Annotated in this window: 20 protein-coding genes; 16 read left to right on the top strand and 4 right to left on the bottom strand. The window is 45.2% G+C overall.

What is annotated here, in order from left to right; all coding sequences use genetic code 11:
* The first annotated feature begins 18 nt into the window (after nucleotides 1-18).
* The 8 genes from lpdA to LCY76_RS13555 all read left to right on the top strand — a co-directional run bounded on the left by lpdA (nucleotide 19) and on the right by LCY76_RS13555 (nucleotide 8,826).
* Nucleotides 19-1,440, top strand: coding sequence for a dihydrolipoyl dehydrogenase (gene lpdA / locus LCY76_RS13595; protein ID WP_248253080.1), 1,422 nt, complete (start codon nucleotides 19-21; stop codon nucleotides 1,438-1,440).
* An 18-nt stretch (nucleotides 1,441-1,458) separates the two neighbouring features.
* Nucleotides 1,459-2,451 (top strand): thiamine pyrophosphate-dependent dehydrogenase E1 component subunit alpha, encoded by a 993-nt coding sequence (locus tag LCY76_RS13590; protein WP_248253079.1) that lies wholly within the window; start codon nucleotides 1,459-1,461, stop codon nucleotides 2,449-2,451.
* A gap of 12 nt (nucleotides 2,452-2,463) precedes the next feature.
* The gene (locus tag LCY76_RS13585; RefSeq protein ID WP_248253078.1) at nucleotides 2,464-3,447 is read left to right on the top strand and encodes an alpha-ketoacid dehydrogenase subunit beta; all 984 of its coding nucleotides are present in this window, start codon (nucleotides 2,464-2,466) and stop codon (nucleotides 3,445-3,447) included.
* A gap of 28 nt (nucleotides 3,448-3,475) precedes the next feature.
* Nucleotides 3,476-4,801, top strand: a complete 1,326-nt coding sequence (locus LCY76_RS13580) for a dihydrolipoamide acetyltransferase family protein (protein ID WP_248253077.1) — start codon at nucleotides 3,476-3,478, stop codon at nucleotides 4,799-4,801.
* A gap of 153 nt (nucleotides 4,802-4,954) precedes the next feature.
* On the top strand, nucleotides 4,955-5,386 hold the full coding sequence (locus tag LCY76_RS13575) for a BrxA/BrxB family bacilliredoxin (protein ID WP_248253076.1): 432 nt from the start codon (nucleotides 4,955-4,957) through the stop codon (nucleotides 5,384-5,386).
* Between the two features lie 181 nt (nucleotides 5,387-5,567).
* Nucleotides 5,568-7,037: an ABC transporter substrate-binding protein/permease gene (locus LCY76_RS23875; RefSeq protein WP_272885612.1), complete on the top strand. Its 1,470-nt coding sequence runs from the start codon at nucleotides 5,568-5,570 to the stop codon at nucleotides 7,035-7,037.
* The gene (locus LCY76_RS13560) at nucleotides 7,030-7,752 is read left to right on the top strand and encodes an amino acid ABC transporter ATP-binding protein (protein WP_248253075.1); all 723 of its coding nucleotides are present in this window, start codon (nucleotides 7,030-7,032) and stop codon (nucleotides 7,750-7,752) included. The genes LCY76_RS23875 and LCY76_RS13560 overlap by 8 nt, the downstream gene beginning before the upstream one ends.
* 114 nt (nucleotides 7,753-7,866) lie before the next feature.
* Nucleotides 7,867-8,826, top strand: coding sequence for an aromatic acid exporter family protein (locus tag LCY76_RS13555; RefSeq protein ID WP_248253074.1), 960 nt, complete (start codon nucleotides 7,867-7,869; stop codon nucleotides 8,824-8,826).
* 43 nt (nucleotides 8,827-8,869) lie between these two features.
* On the opposite strand, the gene prli42 is transcribed toward LCY76_RS13555, so the two are convergent.
* Nucleotides 8,870-8,962, bottom strand: a complete 93-nt coding sequence (gene prli42 / locus LCY76_RS13550; RefSeq protein WP_156316366.1) for a stressosome-associated protein Prli42 — start codon at nucleotides 8,960-8,962, stop codon at nucleotides 8,870-8,872.
* 166 nt (nucleotides 8,963-9,128) lie between these two features.
* On the opposite strand from prli42, the gene LCY76_RS13545 reads away from it, so the two are divergent.
* The 8 genes from LCY76_RS13545 (at nucleotide 9,129) to rnz (ending at nucleotide 17,935) form a co-directional block, all read left to right on the top strand.
* Complete coding sequence (locus LCY76_RS13545) at nucleotides 9,129-10,772, top strand: acyl-CoA mutase large subunit family protein (RefSeq protein WP_248253073.1); 1,644 nt, start codon at nucleotides 9,129-9,131, stop codon at nucleotides 10,770-10,772.
* Between the two features lie 22 nt (nucleotides 10,773-10,794).
* Nucleotides 10,795-11,643, top strand: a complete 849-nt coding sequence (gene mce / locus LCY76_RS13540) for a methylmalonyl-CoA epimerase (protein WP_248253072.1) — start codon at nucleotides 10,795-10,797, stop codon at nucleotides 11,641-11,643.
* Nucleotides 11,643-13,193 carry an acyl-CoA carboxylase subunit beta gene (locus LCY76_RS13535; RefSeq protein WP_248253071.1) on the top strand — a complete coding sequence of 517 codons (1,551 nt, stop codon included), beginning with the start codon at nucleotides 11,643-11,645 and terminating at the stop codon, nucleotides 13,191-13,193. The genes mce and LCY76_RS13535 overlap by 1 nt, the downstream gene beginning before the upstream one ends.
* Before the next feature lie 14 nt (nucleotides 13,194-13,207).
* Complete coding sequence (locus LCY76_RS13530) at nucleotides 13,208-14,329, top strand: tripeptidase T (RefSeq protein ID WP_248253070.1); 1,122 nt, start codon at nucleotides 13,208-13,210, stop codon at nucleotides 14,327-14,329.
* A 150-nt stretch (nucleotides 14,330-14,479) separates the two neighbouring features.
* Nucleotides 14,480-14,986, top strand: a complete 507-nt coding sequence (locus tag LCY76_RS13525; protein ID WP_248253069.1) for a MarR family transcriptional regulator — start codon at nucleotides 14,480-14,482, stop codon at nucleotides 14,984-14,986.
* 116 nt (nucleotides 14,987-15,102) lie between these two features.
* Nucleotides 15,103-16,296: a DNA polymerase IV gene (locus LCY76_RS13520; RefSeq protein ID WP_248253068.1), complete on the top strand. Its 1,194-nt coding sequence runs from the start codon at nucleotides 15,103-15,105 to the stop codon at nucleotides 16,294-16,296.
* A gap of 51 nt (nucleotides 16,297-16,347) precedes the next feature.
* Nucleotides 16,348-16,998 (top strand): phosphatase PAP2 family protein, encoded by a 651-nt coding sequence (locus LCY76_RS13515; RefSeq protein WP_248253067.1) that lies wholly within the window; start codon nucleotides 16,348-16,350, stop codon nucleotides 16,996-16,998.
* A 1-nt stretch (nucleotide 16,999) separates the two neighbouring features.
* The gene (gene rnz / locus LCY76_RS13510) at nucleotides 17,000-17,935 is read left to right on the top strand and encodes a ribonuclease Z (protein WP_248253066.1); all 936 of its coding nucleotides are present in this window, start codon (nucleotides 17,000-17,002) and stop codon (nucleotides 17,933-17,935) included.
* A 13-nt stretch (nucleotides 17,936-17,948) separates the two neighbouring features.
* Here the strand turns inward: rnz and LCY76_RS13505 are convergent, their stop codons facing one another.
* From LCY76_RS13505 to proC, 3 genes are all read right to left on the bottom strand, one after another.
* The gene (locus LCY76_RS13505; RefSeq protein WP_248253065.1) at nucleotides 17,949-18,728 is read right to left on the bottom strand and encodes a glycerophosphodiester phosphodiesterase; all 780 of its coding nucleotides are present in this window, start codon (nucleotides 18,726-18,728) and stop codon (nucleotides 17,949-17,951) included.
* Nucleotides 18,729-18,831: 103 nt separating this feature from the next.
* On the bottom strand, nucleotides 18,832-18,987 hold the full coding sequence (locus LCY76_RS13500; RefSeq protein ID WP_248253064.1) for a hypothetical protein: 156 nt from the start codon (nucleotides 18,985-18,987) through the stop codon (nucleotides 18,832-18,834).
* Between the two features lie 59 nt (nucleotides 18,988-19,046).
* Nucleotides 19,047-19,895: a pyrroline-5-carboxylate reductase gene (gene proC / locus LCY76_RS13495; protein WP_248254676.1), complete on the bottom strand. Its 849-nt coding sequence runs from the start codon at nucleotides 19,893-19,895 to the stop codon at nucleotides 19,047-19,049.
* Nucleotides 19,896-20,088 lie beyond the last annotated feature (193 nt).

Below are 20,088 nucleotides of genomic sequence, written 5' to 3'. Positions count from 1 at the left end.
TGATAAAGGAGAAACAGTATGGCAACTGATTTTGATTTAGTAATCCTCGGCGGCGGTACAGGCGGCTATGTTGCAGCCATCCGTGCAGCTCAAATAGGCAAAAAAGTAGCGATAGTGGAAAAAGGATTGCTTGGCGGAACTTGCCTTCATAAAGGGTGTATTCCAAGCAAAGCCTTGCTGCGAAGTGCAGAAGTTTATTCTACTTCTAAAAAAGCAGCTGAATACGGTGTTTCCATTGAAGGTGTGTCCCTTGATTTTAATAAAGTACAGGAACGCAAACAAAAAATTGTTGATCAGCTTCATAACGGTGTAAAGCACCTCATGAAAAAAGGGGACATTCAAGTCTTCGAAGGGACAGGCCGTATCCTTGGGCCATCCATTTTTTCTCCGATGCCTGGAACAATTTCGGTTGAATTTAACAATGGAGACGAGAATGAAATCCTCATTCCGCAGAATGTTATAGTAGCGACTGGATCCAGGCCTCGTACACTGCCTGGGTTAGAGATTGACGGCAAATTGGTCATGTCTTCAGATGATGCTCTGAAAATGGAGACTCTTCCAGCATCCATCCTGATCATCGGAGGCGGAGTAATCGGCATCGAATGGGCTTCCATGCTCAATGATTTCGGGGTCGAAGTTACGGTTGTAGAATATGCGGACAGAATCCTTCCGACAGAAGATGAAGAGATTTCCAAGGAAGCTGCACGCATCTTGAAGAAAAAAGGAATCAAACTTGTTACAGGTGCGAAAGTTCTTTCAGAAACGCTGAAAAAAGAAGAATCCGTTCAGATTGATGCTGAGCATAAAGGCGGAACGGCATCGTTTTCGGCAGAAAAAATCCTTGTTTCCGTTGGACGCCAGGCAAATGTGGAAGGAATTGGCCTGGAGAACACAGCGATCAAAGTAGAAAAAGGGTTTATCGAAACAAACGAATATTACCAAACGGCAGAAAGCCATATCTATGCCATCGGAGATGTTATTGGCGGGCTGCAGCTTGCTCATGTGGCTTCACATGAAGGTATTGCAGCAGTAGAGCATCTTTCCAACCAGAACCCGCACCCAATTGATTATTCCATGATCTCTAAGTGTATTTACTCCAGCCCGGAAATGGCGAGTGTAGGATATACGGAAAAGGAAGCGAAAGAGAAAGGGTATACTGTAAAGGTCGGAAAGTTTCCGTTCAAAGCAATCGGTAAGGCTCTTGTTTATGGAGAATCAGACGGATTTGTTAAACTTGTAGTGGATGAAGCAACGGACGATCTTTTGGGGGTCCATATGATTGGACCGCACGTTACCGATATGATTTCTGAAGCAGGTCTGGCGAGAGTTCTGGATGCTACACCATGGGAGATCGCCCAGACTGTTCATCCTCATCCTACACTTTCTGAAGTGTTCGGGGAAGCTGCGCTTGCCGTCGATGGAAAAGCGATTCATTTCTAAAAATAGGAGGGATCTATCATGGGCGAAAACCGCCATGAAAGACTTGGTTTAACGGACGAAAAAGTCCTTGAAATGTATAGAACGATGCTGATGGCCAGAAAAATCGATGAGCGTATGTGGCTGTTGAACCGGGCTGGTAAAATCCCGTTCGTTATCTCTTGCCAGGGGCAGGAAGCAGCACAGGTCGGAGCCGCGATGGCGCTGGACCGTGAAAAAGATTTCGCATTGCCGTATTACAGAGACATGGGAGTCGTCCTTTGGTTTGGGATGACTGCAAAAGACTTGATGCTTTCAGGTTTTGCAAAAGCTGAAGATCCTAACAGCGGTGGAAGGCAGATGCCGGGTCACTTTGGCGGAAAAAAATATCGAATCGTAACAGGTTCTTCCCCCGTTACGACTCAAGTTCCACACGCTGTCGGTATGGCACTTGGCGGAAAACTTGAAGGAAAAGATCTTGTTACATTTACCACATTTGGAGAGGGTTCTTCCAATCAGGGAGATTTTCATGAAGGCATCAACTTTGCCAGTGTTCACAAACTTCCTGTTATCTTCATGTGTGAAAATAATAAATACGCCATTTCTGTACCGATCCAAAAACAACTGGCGTGCAAAAATGTTTCAGACCGTGCTTTAGGCTATGGCATTCCTGGTGTTACCGTAGACGGAAACGATCCATTGGCTGTATATGAAGCAGTGAAAGAAGCTGCAGACCGCGGACGCCGCGGAGAGGGTCCAACATTGATCGAAGCCGTGTCATACAGGCTGACTCCTCACTCCAGTGATGATGATGACCGTGCCTATCGTACAAGGGAAGAAGTTGAAGAAGCAAAGGCAAAGGATTCGATCTTTACGTTTGCTCAATATCTAAAAGATGCAGGCGTTCTAACTGACGAGTTTGAGAAGCAATGCCATGAAGAAATTGCAGCGATCATTGATGAAGCAACTGATTATGCAGAAGCAGCGCCGTATGCAGACCCAGAATCTGCAATGCGCTTTGTTTATGCAGAGTAAGGGGGAGAAACCATGCCGATTATTTCCTATATAGATGCAGTAACACAGGCGATACGAGAAGAAATGCAACGGGATAAAAAAGTTTTTGTGGTTGGAGAAGATGTTGGAGTACGCGGAGGAGTGTTCCGTGCCACTGCTGGATTAATAGAAGAGTTTGGTGAAGATCGAGTAATTGATGCTCCATTGGCGGAGTCCGCGATTGCAGGGGTAGGAATTGGTGCAGCGATGTATGGCATGCGGCCTATTGCTGAAATGCAGTTTGCTGATTTCATCATGCCTGCTGTAAACCAGATTGTTTCAGAGGCTGCGAAGATCCGTTACCGTTCGAACAATGACTGGACATGTCCGATCACTATCCGCGCTCCGTATGGCGGCGGGGTTCATGGTGCTCTGTACCATTCTCAGTCAGTCGAAGCATTGTTCGCTAATGTTCCTGGACTTAAGATCGTGATGCCATCGACTCCTTATGATGTAAAAGGCCTTCTGAAAGCTGCGATTCGTGATGAAGATCCTGTTCTTTTCTTTGAACATAAACGCGCTTACCGTTTGATCAAAGGTGAAGTTCCAGAAGAAGAATATACACTGCCGATCGGCAAAGCCGACGTGAAACGTGAAGGTGATGATATTACGGTCATTACATATGGCTTATGTGTACATTTTGCGCTTCAAGCAGCAGAAAAGCTTGAGAAAGACGGAATTTCCGCTCATGTCCTTGATTTAAGGACCGTATATCCTCTTGACAAAGAAGCGATTATTGAAGCTGCTTCAAAAACAGGCAAAGTATTGCTATTGACTGAAGATAATAAAGAAGGAAGCATTATGAGCGAAGTTTCCGCTATTATCGGTGAACATTGCCTCTTTGAACTGGACGCACCGATTAAACGTCTTGCAGGGCCTGATGTGCCTGCAATGCCTTACGCTCCAACGATGGAGAAGTATTTTATGGTGAATCCGGATAAGGTAGAAAAAGCAATGAGAGAACTTGCTGAATTCTAAAACAGCACTCTAGCAGGAGGGTGAATAAATGGCTACGGAAAAAATCTTAATGCCCCAGCTCGGGGAGAGCGTTACAGAAGGAACAATCAGCAAATGGCTGGTACAGCCTGGCGATCATATAAAGAAATACGATCCGCTTGCTGAAGTAATGACAGATAAGGTAAATGCAGAAATTCCTTCTTCATTTACTGGAGTTATTAAAGAATTGTCTGCTCAGGAAGGCGACACACTCGCTGTGGGCGAGTTGATCTGTTATATCGATACGGAAAGCGGGACAGCGGAAAAAAGTAATGAGCAAGCAGCCCCGGCAGCTCCTTCTTCTGATAAAAAAGAAGAAGGAACGGCGACTGCTTCTTCAGAAACTGGGCTTCCTAAGCGGGACAAATCTGAGAAAAACCGTTTTTCTCCAGCTGTTCTTCGAATAGCGGATGAACATAACATTGATCTGAACCAAGTGGAAGGTACCGGAATGAATGGCCGGATTACCCGCAAAGATTTAATGAAATTGATTGAATCCGGTAATATTCCGGCACAAGGTACAGCACCGGCTCAAGCTCCGATTCAGGAGGCAGCAAACGTCAAGGCCCCAGAACCACAGGCGGCTCCTCAAACTGAAGCACCAAAACCAGCAGCATCGGTTGAAAGCCAGCCTGGCGATATTGAGATTCCAGTTACAGGTGTAAGAAAAGCGATTGCTGCCAACATGGTGAGGAGCAAACACGAAGCTCCTCATGCGTGGACGATGGTCGAAGTAGATGTTACTAACCTCGTGTCTTACCGCAATGGCGTGAAAAACGATTTTAAATCAAAAGAAGGCTACAACTTAACGTTCCTGCCTTTCTTTATCAAAGCTGTCGTCGAATCACTGAAAGAATTCCCTCAATTGAATTCCATGTGGGCGGGCGATAAGATTATACAGAAGAAAGACATTAACATTTCCATCGCTGTAGCGACCGATACTGCACTTTACGTTCCTGTTATCAAACAGGCAGATGAGAAGAGCATCAAAGGCATCGCGCGTGAAGTGAAGGAACTGGCAGATAAAGTCCGTACGAACCGTTTGGGCGCTGATGATATGAAAGGCGGCACGTTCACTGTCAATAATACCGGCTCCTTTGGATCTGTCATGTCTACACCGATTATTAATTACCCGCAGGCAGCGATTCTTTCGGTAGAATCCATCGTAAAACGTCCGGTTGTTATGAATAACGGTATGATCGCAGTCCGTGATATGGTTAACCTTTGTTTGTCACTTGACCACCGCGTACTTGACGGACTTGTCTGCGGACGGTTCCTTGCCCGTGTTAAAGAACGCTTGGAAAATATTTCGAGTGAAACAACATCTATTTATTAAAAAGAGGTTTATGTGGGAATGAAAAGGGTAAGTAAGAAGTATCAACACCTCCATACCCCATAACCCCCTAAAGAAAAGACGCTTCGGTAAGCGTCTTTTCTTTGTATTCATAAAGAAAACGGGTAAAATAAAGGCAGAAAGGGGAGGTCAGCAATGAATTTAAATTTTAACTTTTTCATGAATGATGCCGTTGAATCAGCACGAAAAGAAATCGTAGAGGCTGGATATACGCAATTAACGACGCCTGAAGAGGTAGATGAAGCACTAGCTAAAAATGGAACAACGTTGGTTATGATCAATTCTGTATGCGGATGCGCAGGCGGTATTGCCAGGCCGGCTGCTTCTTATTCAGTTAAGCAGGGTATCCGCCCGGATCATCTTGTTACCGTTTTTGCCGGACAGGATAAGGAAGCGACAGAGAAAGCGCGTTCTTATTTTACCGGTTATCCTCCTTCTTCCCCATCCTTTGCGCTTCTAAAAGATGGAGAAATTCAAACGATGGTGCAAAGACACGAAATTGAAGGCGAAGAACCGATGGAAGTTGTCAATAAATTAATCAATGCGTTTAATACCTATTGCAAATAAACATTTAAGACCCATTCTCTCTTAGAGGATGGGTTTTATTATGCACTATCATGAATAGAAATACATTCGGAATTATCTAAAAACTAATATCACTCACTTTTTGTGTTAAAATACATTATATTGAATAAATATGAATGCATAAATTTTATAGAGACACTTTTTAAGAAAGTTGGGGGATATAATGCTAAAAAGAACCTATGTATTGCTTTCACTTGCGCTATTGATCATTTTCAGTGCAGTGGGGGCTGTATTGCCAATGGGCGAGCACCAGGCTTTAGCAAAAGAAAAACATAAAAAAACACTGGTGATGGGAACATCTGCCGATTATGCGCCTTATGAGTATATCGATACGACCAAAGGCAACAAAATCATTGGTTTTGATGTGGATGTGGCTAATCACATCGCGGACAAGCTTGGCTATAATCTCGTCATAAAAGATATGGATTTTAACGGTCTGGTTCCTGCACTTGATTCAAAGCGGGTCGATTTCGTCATGGCTGGCATGACGCCGAATTCAGAGCGGAAGAAGAAGGTGGATTTCTCAAACACCTACTATCAAGCTAAGCAGCTGGTCGTTACAGATAATCCTAAAATTAAAACGATTCAGGATTTAAAAGGAAAAACAATTGGTGTCCAGCTAGGTTCCATCCAGGAAAATGAAGCGAAAAAAATTGCTGATAAAGTGGACAAGGTTCATATTGAAAAAAGAAATAAAGTTCCTGACCTTGTACAGGAAATTATGTCTAAAAGATTTGATGGAGCCGTTATTGAAGACGGAGTCGCTATTGAATATCTAAATAAAAACTCAGATTTAAGTGCTTTTGAAATACCTGATTCCGCATCTGCCGGTTCTGCGGTTGCTCTTCAAAAAGGAAGTAAGCTGACGGATGATTTTAATCAGCAGATTGCGCTGATGAAAAAGAATGGCGAGCTGGATAAAATCGCCAAAAAATGGTTTGAACCGAAATCTAAGAAAAAAGCAGAGAAGAAGTCGATTGTTGACTTTTCAACTATCATGCCTTCTGTACCGTATATTTTAAAAGGGATAGTAACGACCCTGAAATTTGTGGTTGTGTCCATTCTTTTAGGCTTTGTGCTTGGTACGATTCTTTCTCTGTGCAAAATAAGCAAAGTGAAAGTGCTTCGATGGGGAGCAGACGCTTATACATCCATCTTCCGTGGAACACCGCTTATTCTTCAGCTGCTGATTATCTATAATGCGACACCTCAGCTGACAGGATATAAAATCGAACCATTTCTTGCAGGTGTATTGACCTTTGGATTGAACTCAGCGGCTTACGTTTCCGAAATCATCAGGGCCGGAATCAATGGAGTTGATAAAGGGCAGCGTGAAGCTTCTATGGCGCTTGGGGTCTCCTATGGTTCAATGATGAGACAGATCATCCTTCCTCAGGCCTTGAAGAACATTCTGCCGGCACTGATGAACGAATTTATTACATTAACGAAGGAATCAGCCATCATTGCGGTGATTGGTACGACAGATATCATGAGGCGCGCACAGATTGTCGGGGCAGATACGTACCGTTATTTTGAGCCGCTGATAACTGCAGGAATCATCTATTATCTGATGGTAATGGCATTAACTGTTCTGGGACGCATGCTTGAAAGGAGAATGAGCCGCGGTGATTAAAATCGAAAACCTTCATAAAACATTTGGAAAAAACGAAGTATTAAAAGGCATTTCCACTGAGATCGGACAAGGCGAGGTCGTTGCGATCATCGGCCCTTCCGGTTCAGGGAAATCGACCTTCCTCCGATGTATAAACATGCTTGAAGAACCGACGGATGGAAAAATCTTATTCAAGGATCAGGAGGTAACTGCTCAAGCATCTAAAATCCAGCAAGTCCGAAAGAAGATCGGGATGGTGTTTCAGCATTTTTACCTCTTTCCGCATATGACTGTAATGGACAACTTAACGTATGCACCGGTTACCGTTAATAAAGTTTCTAAACGTGAGGCAGAAGCAGCTGCCCGAGAGCTTCTTAAGAGAGTCGGTCTTGCTGATAAAGAAGCCGAATATCCAGGCAGGCTTTCCGGTGGCCAGAAGCAGCGTGTAGCGATTGCAAGAGCTCTCGCGATGAATCCGGAAGTAATGCTCTTTGATGAACCTACTTCTGCTCTTGATCCTGAGATGGTAAAGGAAGTACTGGACGTCATGAAATCCCTTGCTCAAAGCGGGATGACCATGGCCATCGTTACTCATGAGATGGGCTTCGCCAAGGAAGTGGCGGACCGTGTTATATTTTTGGATGACGGTGTGCTTGTGGAAGATGCTGAGCCGGCTGAATTTTTTGAACAGCCAAAAACAGAAAGAGCGAAATCCTTTCTTGAAAAAGTATTATAAGAGGCCTTTTCAGGTCTCTTTTTTTGCTTCTTTCTATGTGCATGTCAAAATTCTTTCTGCCGCATGCTAAACATGAGATAATCGTTGCGAGTACAGCAGGAAAGGAAGGCTAATATGCCAGCAATCAAAATCGGCTACAGGACGGTAAAGACAGCAATCGGGACGGCTCTTGCTATCGGCATCGCTCAGTGGTTGGGTCTGGAATTCTACAGCTCCGCAGGAATATTAACAATTCTTTGTGTTAAAGTGACGCAGAAACGGTCCTTGATCAGTTCCTGGGAACGGTTTGCGGCATGTATCATCGGTATATTGTTTGCCGCCGTTTTTTTCAATGTTCTAGGTTATCATCCATGGAGCATCGGGCTGCTGATCCTGCTGTTTATCCCTGTCCTTGTTGCCTTAAACCTTAAGGAAGGCATCATTACAAGTTCGGTTATCATTCTTCATCTGTATACACTGGAATACCTCAGCTGGAAAGCGGTAGGGAATGAAGTTGCCCTGATTTGTATCGGAATCGGCATAGCCCTTTTTGTCAACTTGTATATGCCAAGCATGGAACATACCGTAAAGAAGATCCAGTCGGACCTCGAGGAACAATTCAAATCCATCTTTCTTGAGTTTCGGGACTATCTGTATGACCATAACCATCTCTGGGACGGGCATGAGATCACTAAAGCGGCTCAGCTGATCGATGAGGGGAAGGATCTTGCTTTCCGCGATGTGGAGAATCATACGGTACGCTATGAAAATGAATATTACCTTTATTTCAGGATGAGGGAAAAGCAGCTTGAACTGATCGAGAGGATGATGCCGATCCTTTCTTCTATTGATCAGAGATATATGCAGGGGTACATCCTTGGGAATTTTTTCAATGAATTGAGTGAAGCCGTACATCCGGGCAATACGGCAGTCATCTATCTTGATAGTATTGAAAAATTGAGAAGCAAGTTCCGAGAGATGGATTTGCCGAAAGACCGGGAAGAATTTGAGACAAGATCGAAGCTGCTTCATCTTTTAAATGAGATTGAGCGCTACTTGCAGATTAAGAAAAGCTTTAAGAAAAGTGATATTTAGTGCAAAAAAAATAAGCCGCAAAGGCTTATTTTTTTGGTTTTTATTAGAACAATGCACTTATCCCCGTCAGCAGGGTTGTCAGCAGCAAGGAGCCAAGCATGATAAAGACTATGGTTTTTATTAATTTTCGAGACATCATTACCCTCCTTATCCAATTATTATTGTACAAGGAATTGAACAGTGTAACAAGATTTCCTTCCATCTGTCTATAATTTTAGCAATTTTGGCAGGAAAAAGCGTTTTCAAAAAGAAAGTAATGTAAGAAAGAAAATGTCGAATGATAGGTTATAGGAGGCAGCCATATGAGCAAGCATCAGGAGAGAGTAAAGAATTGGAAGCTGGCAACAGAGAAAAGCATGCAGCGGTTTCCAGAACGAAAGCAAAAATTTGAAACGAGTTCAAAATTTGAGATCGACAGGCTTTATGGAGCAGAAACAGAAGATTACGATATAGAGAAACTTGGATTGCCTGGCGAATATCCCTATACTAGGGGTATACAGCCAACGATGTACAGGGCCCGTTACTGGACGATGAGGCAATATGCCGGATTCGGTTCTGCTGAAGAGACCAACAAGCGGTTCCGCTACCTGTTAAAACAAGGGCAAACGGGCCTTTCCGTCGCCTTTGATCTTCCTACCCAGATCGGCTATGACTCTGATCATGCGATGTCCAAGGGAGAAGTAGGGAAGGTAGGGGTTGCCATCGATTCATTGGAAGATATGGAAGCGCTTTTACGGGATATCCCGCTGGATCAGGTCAGTACTTCGATGACGATCAATGCACCTGCATCCGTCTTGCTGGCAATGTACATTGCTGTGGCAGAAAAGCAGGGTGTTTCTTCGGAAAAAATATCCGGTACGATTCAGAATGATATTTTAAAAGAGTACATTGCGAGGGGAACGTATATTTTCCCTCCTAAGCCCTCTATGCGCCTCATCACGGATATATTTGCATATTGCAAGGAACAGGTGCCGAAATGGAACACCATAAGTATATCAGGCTACCATATCCGCGAAGCCGGGGCGAATGCTGTTCAAGAGCTGGCATTTACGATCGCCAATGGAAAAGCGTATGTCGATGCAGCGTTGGAGGCCGGATTGAACATCGATGATTTTGCACCGAGGCTGGCGTTTTTCTTTAACGCCCATAATCAGTTCTTTGAGGAAGTCGCCAAGTTCAGGGCAGCCAGAAGAATTTGGGCCAAACTTATGAAAGAACATTATCAGGCAAAGAACCCGAAGAGCTGGCAGCTTCGTTTTCACACCCAAACAGGCGGTTCTACGCTGACGGCCCAGCAGCCAGATAACAATATTGTCCGTGTAACCCTTCAGGCGCTGTCAGCCGTAATGGGAGGCACTCAAAGCCTGCATACGAATTCGAGGGATGAAGCACTCGCCCTTCCTACCGAGGATTCTGCGAGAATCGCGTTAAGAACTCAGCAGATCATCGCCCATGAGAGCGGAGTGGCGGATACGGTGGATCCTCTGGCCGGATCTTATTATGTGGAGCACCTGACGGATGTCATGGAGGAAGAAGTCAAACTTTATCTTGAAAAAATAGAATCACTGGGCGGAGCAGTGGCTGCCGTTGAACAAGGCTACATGCAGCGTGAAATTCATCATACGTCTTATGAAATACAAAAGGCGATCGAAAAAGGGAATGAAGTCATCGTAGGCATGAATTCATTCACGGTTGAAAATGAAGTCCAGCCTGAACTATTAAGAGTCGATCCAACACTGGGGGAGAAGCAAAAAGAAAAGCTGAACCGTCTGAAGTCTGCGAGGGATCACGACCGAGTGAGCGCTCGGTTGGGTGCGCTGCGCCAAGGTGCTCAAGGAGCAGAAAATCTTATGCCGCTCATTTTGGACTGTGTGCGTGATTATTGCACGATCGGAGAGATCTGCGGCATCCTTCGGGAAGAGTTTGGAGAATTTACAGGAATATAGACAGACAGGAGTGGGAAGAACAATGAATAAAAAAATACGTGTGCTGGTAGCAAAGCCAGGGCTTGACGGGCATGACCGCGGAGCTCTTGTGATCTCTCAGGCTCTTCGTGATTATGGGATGGAGGTCATTTATACCGGCCTTCGCCAGACGCCAGAACAAATTGTAGCTGCTGCTGTGCAGGAAGATGTGGATGCCATCGGTTTATCTTGTCTGTCTGGAGCGCATAATGAACTGTTTCCCGAGGTGATGTCGCTTTTAAAACAGCGGGGAGCAGATGATATTATCGTGATAGGAGGCGGTGTTATCCCCTGGGAGGACATTCCCTTCCTTGAATCAGCCGGAGTAAGAAAAATATTTACACCCGGCACACCGACAGTTGAGACAGCCAAATTTATTGAAGCAGCAGTGCTCGAGCGGGATGGTTATCCAGCACCAGCAGGCATGGAACCGCCAAAAAAAATCGATCATATCGGCATTGCCGTTGAATCCCTTGATGAGGTCCTCCCTTTTTATGTGAACACACTCGGACTTAAGCTTGAAGCAGTGGAGGAAGTGGAATCTCAAAAGGTAAAGGTAGCTTTTTTGAAGATCGGCCAGACACGGCTGGAGCTTCTAGAGCCAATGGATGAACAGAGTCCGATCCGGCAATTTATTATCAAACGCGGACAGGGTGTCCACCATGTGGCTCTTGGTGTTGAAAATATTGCATCAAGAATTGAAGAATTGAAAAAAGCTGGCGTAAAGATGATCCAGGAACAGCCGGTGAAAGGTGCCGGCGGGGCATCCATCGCATTCATCCATCCATCTTCTACCCATAAGGTGCTGTTTGAACTGTGCGAAAAACCTGAAACGGAAGGAGGAGTGTCCTGATGGATATGTACGATAAAATGGACGAATTATATGACAGGAAACGTGAGATTGAGCTTGGCGGCGGAGACGAGAAGATTGATAAACAGCATGAGCGCGGAAAACTGACCGCAAGGGAGCGAATCGATCTTTTGCTCGATGAGGGAACGTTTGTGGAGTTGAATCCTTTTATTGAGCACCGCTGCACCGATTTTGGTCTGCAGAATATGAAGGCTCCTGGAGAGGGAGTCGTTACAGGCTATGGAAAGATTCACGGCCGGCCGGTTTATTTATTTGCTCAGGATTTTACGGTTTTTGGAGGAGCGTTAGGAGAGATGCATGCTCACAAGATCGCCAGTGTGATGGATCTTGCGGCTAAGAATGGAACACCGTTTATCGGACTGAACGATTCAGGAGGAGCGAGAATTCAGGAAGGTGTTGTTTCTCTGGACGGCTACGGGCAGATCTTTTACAGAAACTCCATCTACTCTGGTGTCATTCCGCAGATTTCAGTTATTCTGGGGCCTTGTGCAGGTGGAGCTGTCTATTCACCGGCTATTACGGATTTCGTATTCATGGTGGAGCAGACAAGCCAAATGTTTATCACTGGCCCGAAAGTCATCGAAACAGTAACGGGCGAAAAAATTTCATCTGAGGATCTTGGCGGGGCAAAGGTCCATAGCACGAAAAGCGGTAACGCCCATTTTATGGGGGAAACCGAGGCACAAGTTCTGGAGCAAGTGCGGGCGCTCGTATCGTTCCTTCCTCAGAACAATAAAGAAAAACCGGCCAGATCGGAGAAACTGGAGCATGAGAACGATGACCGCCCGGATATTGCCGAGGTGGTACCTGTGGATGCGACCAAACCGTATGACGTTCGTAAGGTCATCGAGCAAGTGGTCGATCAGGATACTTTTTTAGAAGTTCAAGCGTATTTTGCCAGAAACATAGTCATTGGTTTTGCCAGGATTAAGGGTGAAGTGGTAGGATTAGTATGTAATCAGCCAAAAGTTATGGCTGGCGGCCTTGATATTGATTCTTCGGATAAGGCATCGCGCTTTATTCGTTTTTGTGACGCTTTTAACATTCCGATTATCACCTTTGAGGACGTCACCGGATTTTTTCCAGGAATTAAACAGGAACACGGCGGCATTATAAGACACGGAGCTAAAATCCTGTACGCCTATTCTGAGGCTACTGTCCCGAAAATAACGATTATCACCCGTAAAGCATACGGCGGTGCCTATGTCGCCTTAAACAGCAAGTCGATCGGCGCTGATCTTGTTTTTGCCTGGCCGAACGCGGAAATCGCAGTGATGGGACCGCAGGGAGCAGCGAACATCATCTTTGCCAGAGAGATCGAACAAAGCGATGATCCTGAAGCGACAAGGCAGGCTAAGATTGATGAGTACCGTACGAAATTTGCCAATCCATACATTGCCGCCTCCCGAGGCATGGTCGATGATGTCATCGATCCACGGGATACGAGAATCAAATGTATTCAAGCACTGGAAATGCTGCGGACGAAGCACGAGGAAAGGCCCTGGAAGAAACACGGCAATATCCCGTTATAATGGAGGAAGACACAATGGTTAATGAGCAACGATTGCTAGAAGAGTTTTTGGAATTGGTACAGATCGATTCTGAAACAAAATTTGAAAAGGAAATCTCCAAAGTCCTTACTAAAAAATTCACTGATCTTGGTGTCGAAGTATTTGAAGATGATGCTGAATCTAAAACTGAACACGGCGCCGGCAACCTGATTTGTACGCTGAAAGGCAACAAGGGCGGGGTGGATCCGATTTATTTCACCTCTCATATGGATACGGTCGTACCTGGCAATGGGGTAAAACCTTCGATTAAAGATGGGTATGTTGTAACCGATGGAACGACCATCCTTGGGGCGGACGACAAGGCAGGCCTCGCAGCGATGCTCGAAGCCGTTAAACTTTTAAAGGAACAAAATATTAAACACGGAGACATCCAGTTCATCATCACAGTTGGGGAAGAGTCAGGGCTTGTAGGAGCGAAAGAACTTGATCCTTCCCGATTAACCGCAAAATTCGGTTTCGCGCTCGACAGTGACGGCAAAGTCGGTGACATTATTGTTGCAGCGCCGACACAAGCAAAGCTGATGGTTGATATCTATGGAAAGACAGCGCATGCCGGTGTTGCTCCTGAAAAGGGTGTATCAGCCATTACAATCGCTGCAAAAGCCATTTCTAAAATGCCGCTCGGAAGAATTGATGAAGAAACCACGGCTAACATCGGAAGGTTTGAAGGAGGCACACAGACCAATATCGTTTGTGATCATGTGGCCATTTTGGCAGAAGCCCGTTCTCTCGTAACAGAGAAAATGGAAGCTCAGGTTGCTAAGATGAAAGAGGCATTTGAAGCAACGGCTTCTAAGTTCGGTGGACGTGCTGAAGTGAATGTGAAAGTCATGTACCCTGGATTTAAGTTTAGTGATGGAGACCATGTCGTTGAAGTGGCTAAGAAAGCTGCTGAAAGGATCGGACGTTCTCACCGCTTGCTGCAAAGCGGCGGCGGAAGTGATGCGAATGTGATTGCCGGCCATGGAATTCCAACTGTTAACCTTGCTGTAGGGTACGAGGAAATCCACACTAAAAATGAAAAAATGCCGATCGAGGAACTGGTGAAAACAGCCGAGATCGTGGTTGCAGTCATTCAGGAAGTAGCAGGAGAGTAGAGCTAAGGAGCCGGCCATGAAAGGTCTGGCTCCTTTTTTGTTACGAACCTTCAAGTCGAGGTTGACATAAATAGCTCGAATTAGTATATTTGGTTGTAGTTTAATCATGGAAAAAAATGTCTAAATAGGATGGGAAGCCGGAGGGATTGGATGAGTGAACTTGCGAACATGCATATGATGATGAATTATTTGCGGGGAGTGTACAAGGTTCTTGAAGATGAATGGCAAAAATCAGCGAAGTCATTGGGATTGACTCAAGCTGAACAGCACATTCTATGGATTGTATCCTTTGAACGAGAGGCGACGATTTCCCGCATAGCACACCTCGGATTATGGGATGTTTCGACAGTCATGCAGGTTATAAAACGCCTGAAAGATAAAGGCTTAATACAATTATTGAAAAAAGATCATGATCGGCGAATTTCGTACGTAACGCTTACGGAAGAAGGTGCAAAAAAACAGCAGATGTCCTCTAAAGGCAGATACTCAGTGTACAGTTATCTGCAGGCCTGGAGCAAGGATCATGGGAACCAGGAATTTCTGGTGCAGCTTGTAAACTTACATAGGGATATGAATGAGCATTTCCACGGAACAGAATACGTGGAATGGATTGAAAACACAGGCAGGCAGCTGCGGGATATAGTGGAGACAAGGTGAATAAACCTTGTCTTTTTTATGGTGTGAACCCTGTGATAGTGAACGGCTTTCGCTTTTCTTATGTTCTCTCATTTCATATAATGGGAAAGGAAAAGGATTGAAGGAGATGGAACAACATGGATAGGTCTGCCAATATAAAACGAAGATTTATCCTGCATGTCGACATGAACAGCTTTTATGCTTCTGTAGAAAGTATGATGGATCCCACTTTAAAGGGAAAGCCTCTTGCGATCGCCGGCAATCCCGAAGAGCGCCGCGGCATCATCGTAACCTGCAGCTATGAAGCACGTAAGTTTGGAGTAAAAACTACGATGCCTCTGTGGCAGGCAAAAAAACTTTGTCCATCTCTTATCGTCTTACGGCCGGATTTTCAAAAATACAGGACGATGTCTCAGAAGATGTTTCAGCTGCTTCGGGAATATACTGAGCTTGTTGAGCCTGTCTCAATTGATGAAGGATATCTTGATATTACGAGGATATCCATGAGCCCTATCGAAGCTGCCGAGGAAATTCAAAACAGGCTGTATCATGAACTGGGTCTTCCTTCCAGTATAGGGATTGCACCGAATAAATTTCTTGCGAAGATGGCTTCAGATATGAAGAAACCTATGGGGATTACCGTCTTGCGAAAGCGGGAGATCCGGCAGATCCTCTGGCCGATGACCGTAGGTGAAATGCATGGGATCGGAAAGGCCACAGAAGAAAAACTAAAAAAATATAATATTCATACGATCGGTGACCTGGCAAAGGAAGACGCGTACAGTTTAAAACACCGCTTCGGAAAAAACGGAGTGAGGATGTGGGAGCGTGCGAACGGGATCGATGACCGCCCAGTAGACCCGGAGCGCGCCTCAGAATTTCAATCCGTTGGCAACTCGACCACTCTGGCTGAAGATGTGAGTGATGAAACGGAGCTTAAACGCGTCTTTTCAGTTCTGGCTGATTCTGTTGAACGCCGGATGAAAGGGAAGAAAGTCGTCGGTCAAAATCTTCAGATCGTGATCCGGTATGGAGACAGGAAGACGGTTACGAGAAGCAAGACACTGGAGAATCCCTTTCATGATAAGAGTGAAATCCTGGAACATGCCTGGTCCTTGTTTACAAAACACTGGAACGGTGAACCTGTACGGCTGCTCGGCATTACGGCCGCGGATGTTATCCCTAAAGAAAAAGCCTATAAACAGATGGACTTGTTTACTTTTGAACAGGAAAAAAAACGGGATGATGTAAATCGATTAATCAGCGATATTCAAAAAAAGTTTGGTGATCATTCCATTATTCGAGGCAAACTAACAGATGATCCATCATAGCTATAGGTTGTAGACAGCTTTTTTATCGAGCCAAAGGCCGGGTGATTATAATTGAAGAAAAGTATCCATCTGCCATACTTTCTTGGATTTTTGTTGCTTTTTATTTTCTTTTTTCTCCTTGCAGCCGTCTATCGGGAGGCTGGCGTAAAGAGACTGGATCAGACGGTGATTGATGCAGTAACGGCATATCAGCCCCACGAGCTGACCCGAGCTTTTATAGTGATCACAAACAGTGCAGCAAGGACCAATGAATTTATAGTGCTTGCCGTGTTCTCTGCTTTTTTTATTTTAGGGAGGAGAAGCTGGCTTGAACCGGTAATCCTGGGGAGCTGTTTGTTTGTCATCCGTTACGGAAACGCTTTTCTTAAAGGAATCTATGAAAGAAAGCGGCCATCCCTCCATCGTCTAGTTGATATCGGAGGATATAGTTTTCCGAGCGGACACGCCATGATCTCCATCGGTTTTTTTGGACTGTTATTCTACCTTCTTGTGAGACAGGCTAAGCATAGTTGGGTGCGGCGTCTTATAACCGCTGGGGGATGTGTTTATATCGTGCTTGTCGGATTAAGCAGAGTCTATCTTGGTGTGCATTATCCGAGTGATGTGCTGGCAGGATTTCTTGCGGGAGGAAGCTTGCTCCTTTTTTTCATTGTCACTTATCGCCTCATGATTTCTATTTTAAAGCATGAAAGGAATAGCTGATATGGAACTTCATTTTCTGGGAACGGGAGCCGGAATGCCTTCAAAGGAAAGGAATGTTTCTTCGGTTGCCCTTAAATTCCTGCAGACGGGAGGAGAAATCTGGCTCTTTGACTGCGGAGAAGCTACACAGCATCAAATCCTGCACACTTCTCTAAAACCGCGTAAGATCAATAAAATTTTTATTACTCATCTGCACGGAGACCATCTATTCGGTCTGCCGGGCCTGCTGGGAAGCCGCTCCTTCCAAAATGGTGAAGAGAGTCCGGTGTCCATATACGGACCAAAGGGAATAAAGGCCTTCATCGACACTTCTTTGAACATAAGCCAGACGCATCTTACCTATCCGATTCAAGTGATAGAAATAGATGAAGGGCTGATCTGTGAAGAGGAAGGCCGTCGGGTATATGCCAAGAAACTTGAGCACGTGATCCCTTGTTTCGGTTTTCGCGTAGAAGAGCAGGCACAGCCTGGAAAGCTGGAAGCCGGCTTGCTAAAAAAGATGGGCCTGCCGCCCGGTCCTTTATATCAGCAATTGAAAGAAGGAAGGGATATTACTCTGGAGGACGGAACGGTGCTCAAGAGCAGTGAATTTGTTTCCCCTCCTGTTCCTGGCCGGATTGTCGCTATCCTTGGCGATACGAAATACTGCGAGAATGCGGTGGAGCTGGGAAGAGATGCTGAGGTACTTATTCATGAGGCTACTGTTCTTCACGAACTGGCTGAAAAGGCAGCGGAATTCGGCCATTCTTCAGCCAGATCGGCTGCTGTTACCGCCAGACGGGCAAATGCAGCTGCCTTGATCTTGAACCATATCAGTTCTAGATATCATAAAGAGGAGAAGACTCTTCTTTTAAAAGAAGCACGGGAAGTCTTTCCGAATACGCAGATTGCCGATGACTTCAGCGTCTTTCCAATTGAAAAACTCAGCAAAAAATGAGCGGGCAGCCCGCTCATTTTTTTTTTAACTTATTATACATTTCAAGGATTAAGCTTTTTTGTTCAGTAATTTCTCCATTTCTAACAGCCAACGCCACATCGGGTACATCAGTGATGATGGCATCCACCCGCCAATTCATTAAATAATGCATCCATTTTTCTTGATTGACCGTATAAGGCCTGACCCGTATCCCATGCTCATGAAGGCTTTGCAGGATCACGGGATGAAGGCTCTTAAATTGAGGATGCACACTCAGCGAACCCATGCTTCTTGCATAGTTCCATGGCTCGTAGATGGCCGAAGAGTAGAGGGGAGCAATGTCAATGTAAGAGTCCATGCTCCTTAATTGCACAAGGCTGTAATGGTTAAAAGATGAATAGATCGTTTTTTCTTTCATTCCATAAGCATTTACGAGATCGTATACTTTTTTCTCTAAATCTTCATACATCACTTTGTTATTCTTCAATTCTATATTGAGAAGCAGCGGCTTGGTACAGATCCATTGCAGAAACTCTTCTAGTGTGAGGATCCGTTCATTTTGAAAGGTTGGAGAAAACCAGCTTCCCGCGTCCAGCTGTTTAATTTCAGCGAGCGTGAAATTTTTTACATATCCTTTTCCGTTGGTTGTCCGTTTGACCGTATCATCGTGAATGATGACAGGAACACCATCGCTTGTTAAATGGACATCAATTTCAAGTCCGTCTGCGCCCATTTCATAAGCCCGAGTGTAGGAGGCCATTGTGTTTTCGGGGCATACCTTGCTTGCGCCCCGGTGTCCAAAGATTTTTGTCATAGCGGGAAAAACTCCTTTCCTCTTTATATTTTACCTTTAAATAAGCAGGTCAAACGTTCTAAATCCAAGAAAAAAACAAGCCCATTTCCTTTCAGGGGCTTGTTTAGGTGGCTCGCGCCGATGTGCGTTCGATGCTCATATCATTTTTTACGATCCATTTTATAAAATCTTTTTCCTTTTTTGTCAGTGGCCGTGTAAGAAACTGCTCAAACTCTTTAAACAACAGATTGTACCGCTTGAATTCTTCTTGATCAAGCATCTTATACCTCCCGTTGCTGCTCTATAGTCGTTTTATTATAAAATGAAATAACAGAATTGTCAAACTATTCCTTCGGAAGAGGGCGGGGTGTACATTCTCCCGAGCTCTTCTGAGCGCTGTGCGGCACGCTTGACGCATGATTCAATCGCTTCTTTTACTTTAAAATGGTCCAGCATTTGAATTCCGGCTTCGGTGGTTCCACCCGGACTGGTTACCTTTTGCCGAAGCAGCAAGGGATGTTCGTCGCTCATTTTCAGCATATGGGCAGCACCCAACAGGGTCTGCGCGATCAAATCCCTTGCCTCAGTTTCACTGAGATTGAGCGAGGAGGCTGCCTGCTGCATCGCTTCTACTAAATAATAAACATAAGCGGGACCGCTTCCTGCCAACCCGGTTACTGCATGCAGGCTTTCTTCTTTCAAGCAGGTGGTCGTTCCGATGCAATTAAAAAGCTCTTCGGCCTGTTTTACATGTTGCTCTTCGGCATACTTTCCAGCGGCGAGGCCGGTTGCAGAATAACCGATCGCAGCAGATGTGTTCGGCATCGCCCGTATGACAGGGGCATCCGTATGAAGCAGAGTGGAGATGTGATCTGTTGATATCCCGGCAAGTACTGAAATGATAAGGTGCTGTTTATGGATAGCGTCCCTGATCGAGTGCAGGGCGTCTTCAGCATCTTTCGGCTTCATAGCAAGGATGAGGATTTCTGCCTCACTCACTGCATCTGCGGCTGAGGCGGAAATTTTTATCTCATACTTCCTTTGCAGTTCAAGAAGTCTTTTTGTGTTCATTCTGTTTGCGGCAATGATCTGTTCAGGTGAGGCCAGCTTGTTGGCGATCAATCCTGAAATCATTGCTTCTGCCATGGCACCTGCTCCGATAAACGCGATTTTTTTATACACGGCAATCCCTCCAACTTAGGTTAACGTAAAAACGCACTCCTCGATCCTTGGAAAAGGACGGAGGAGTGCGGTCCGCGGTACCACCTTAATTGGCTTGGTAAAAGCCCAGCTTATCGCCTGTATCGAAGGCATACGATCAGGTTCAATCCCTGATGGCTCGGGGGATAGGTTCATTCATTTCGCACTGCTGGAATCTTTC

The organism is Fictibacillus marinisediminis, from assembly GCF_023149135.1.
In the GTDB taxonomy this organism is placed as follows: Bacteria; Bacillota; Bacilli; order Bacillales; family Fictibacillaceae; genus Fictibacillus_C; species Fictibacillus_C marinisediminis.
The sequence above is the reverse complement of the archived record's forward strand: the minus strand, read 5'-3'. Positions and strand labels throughout refer to the sequence as shown.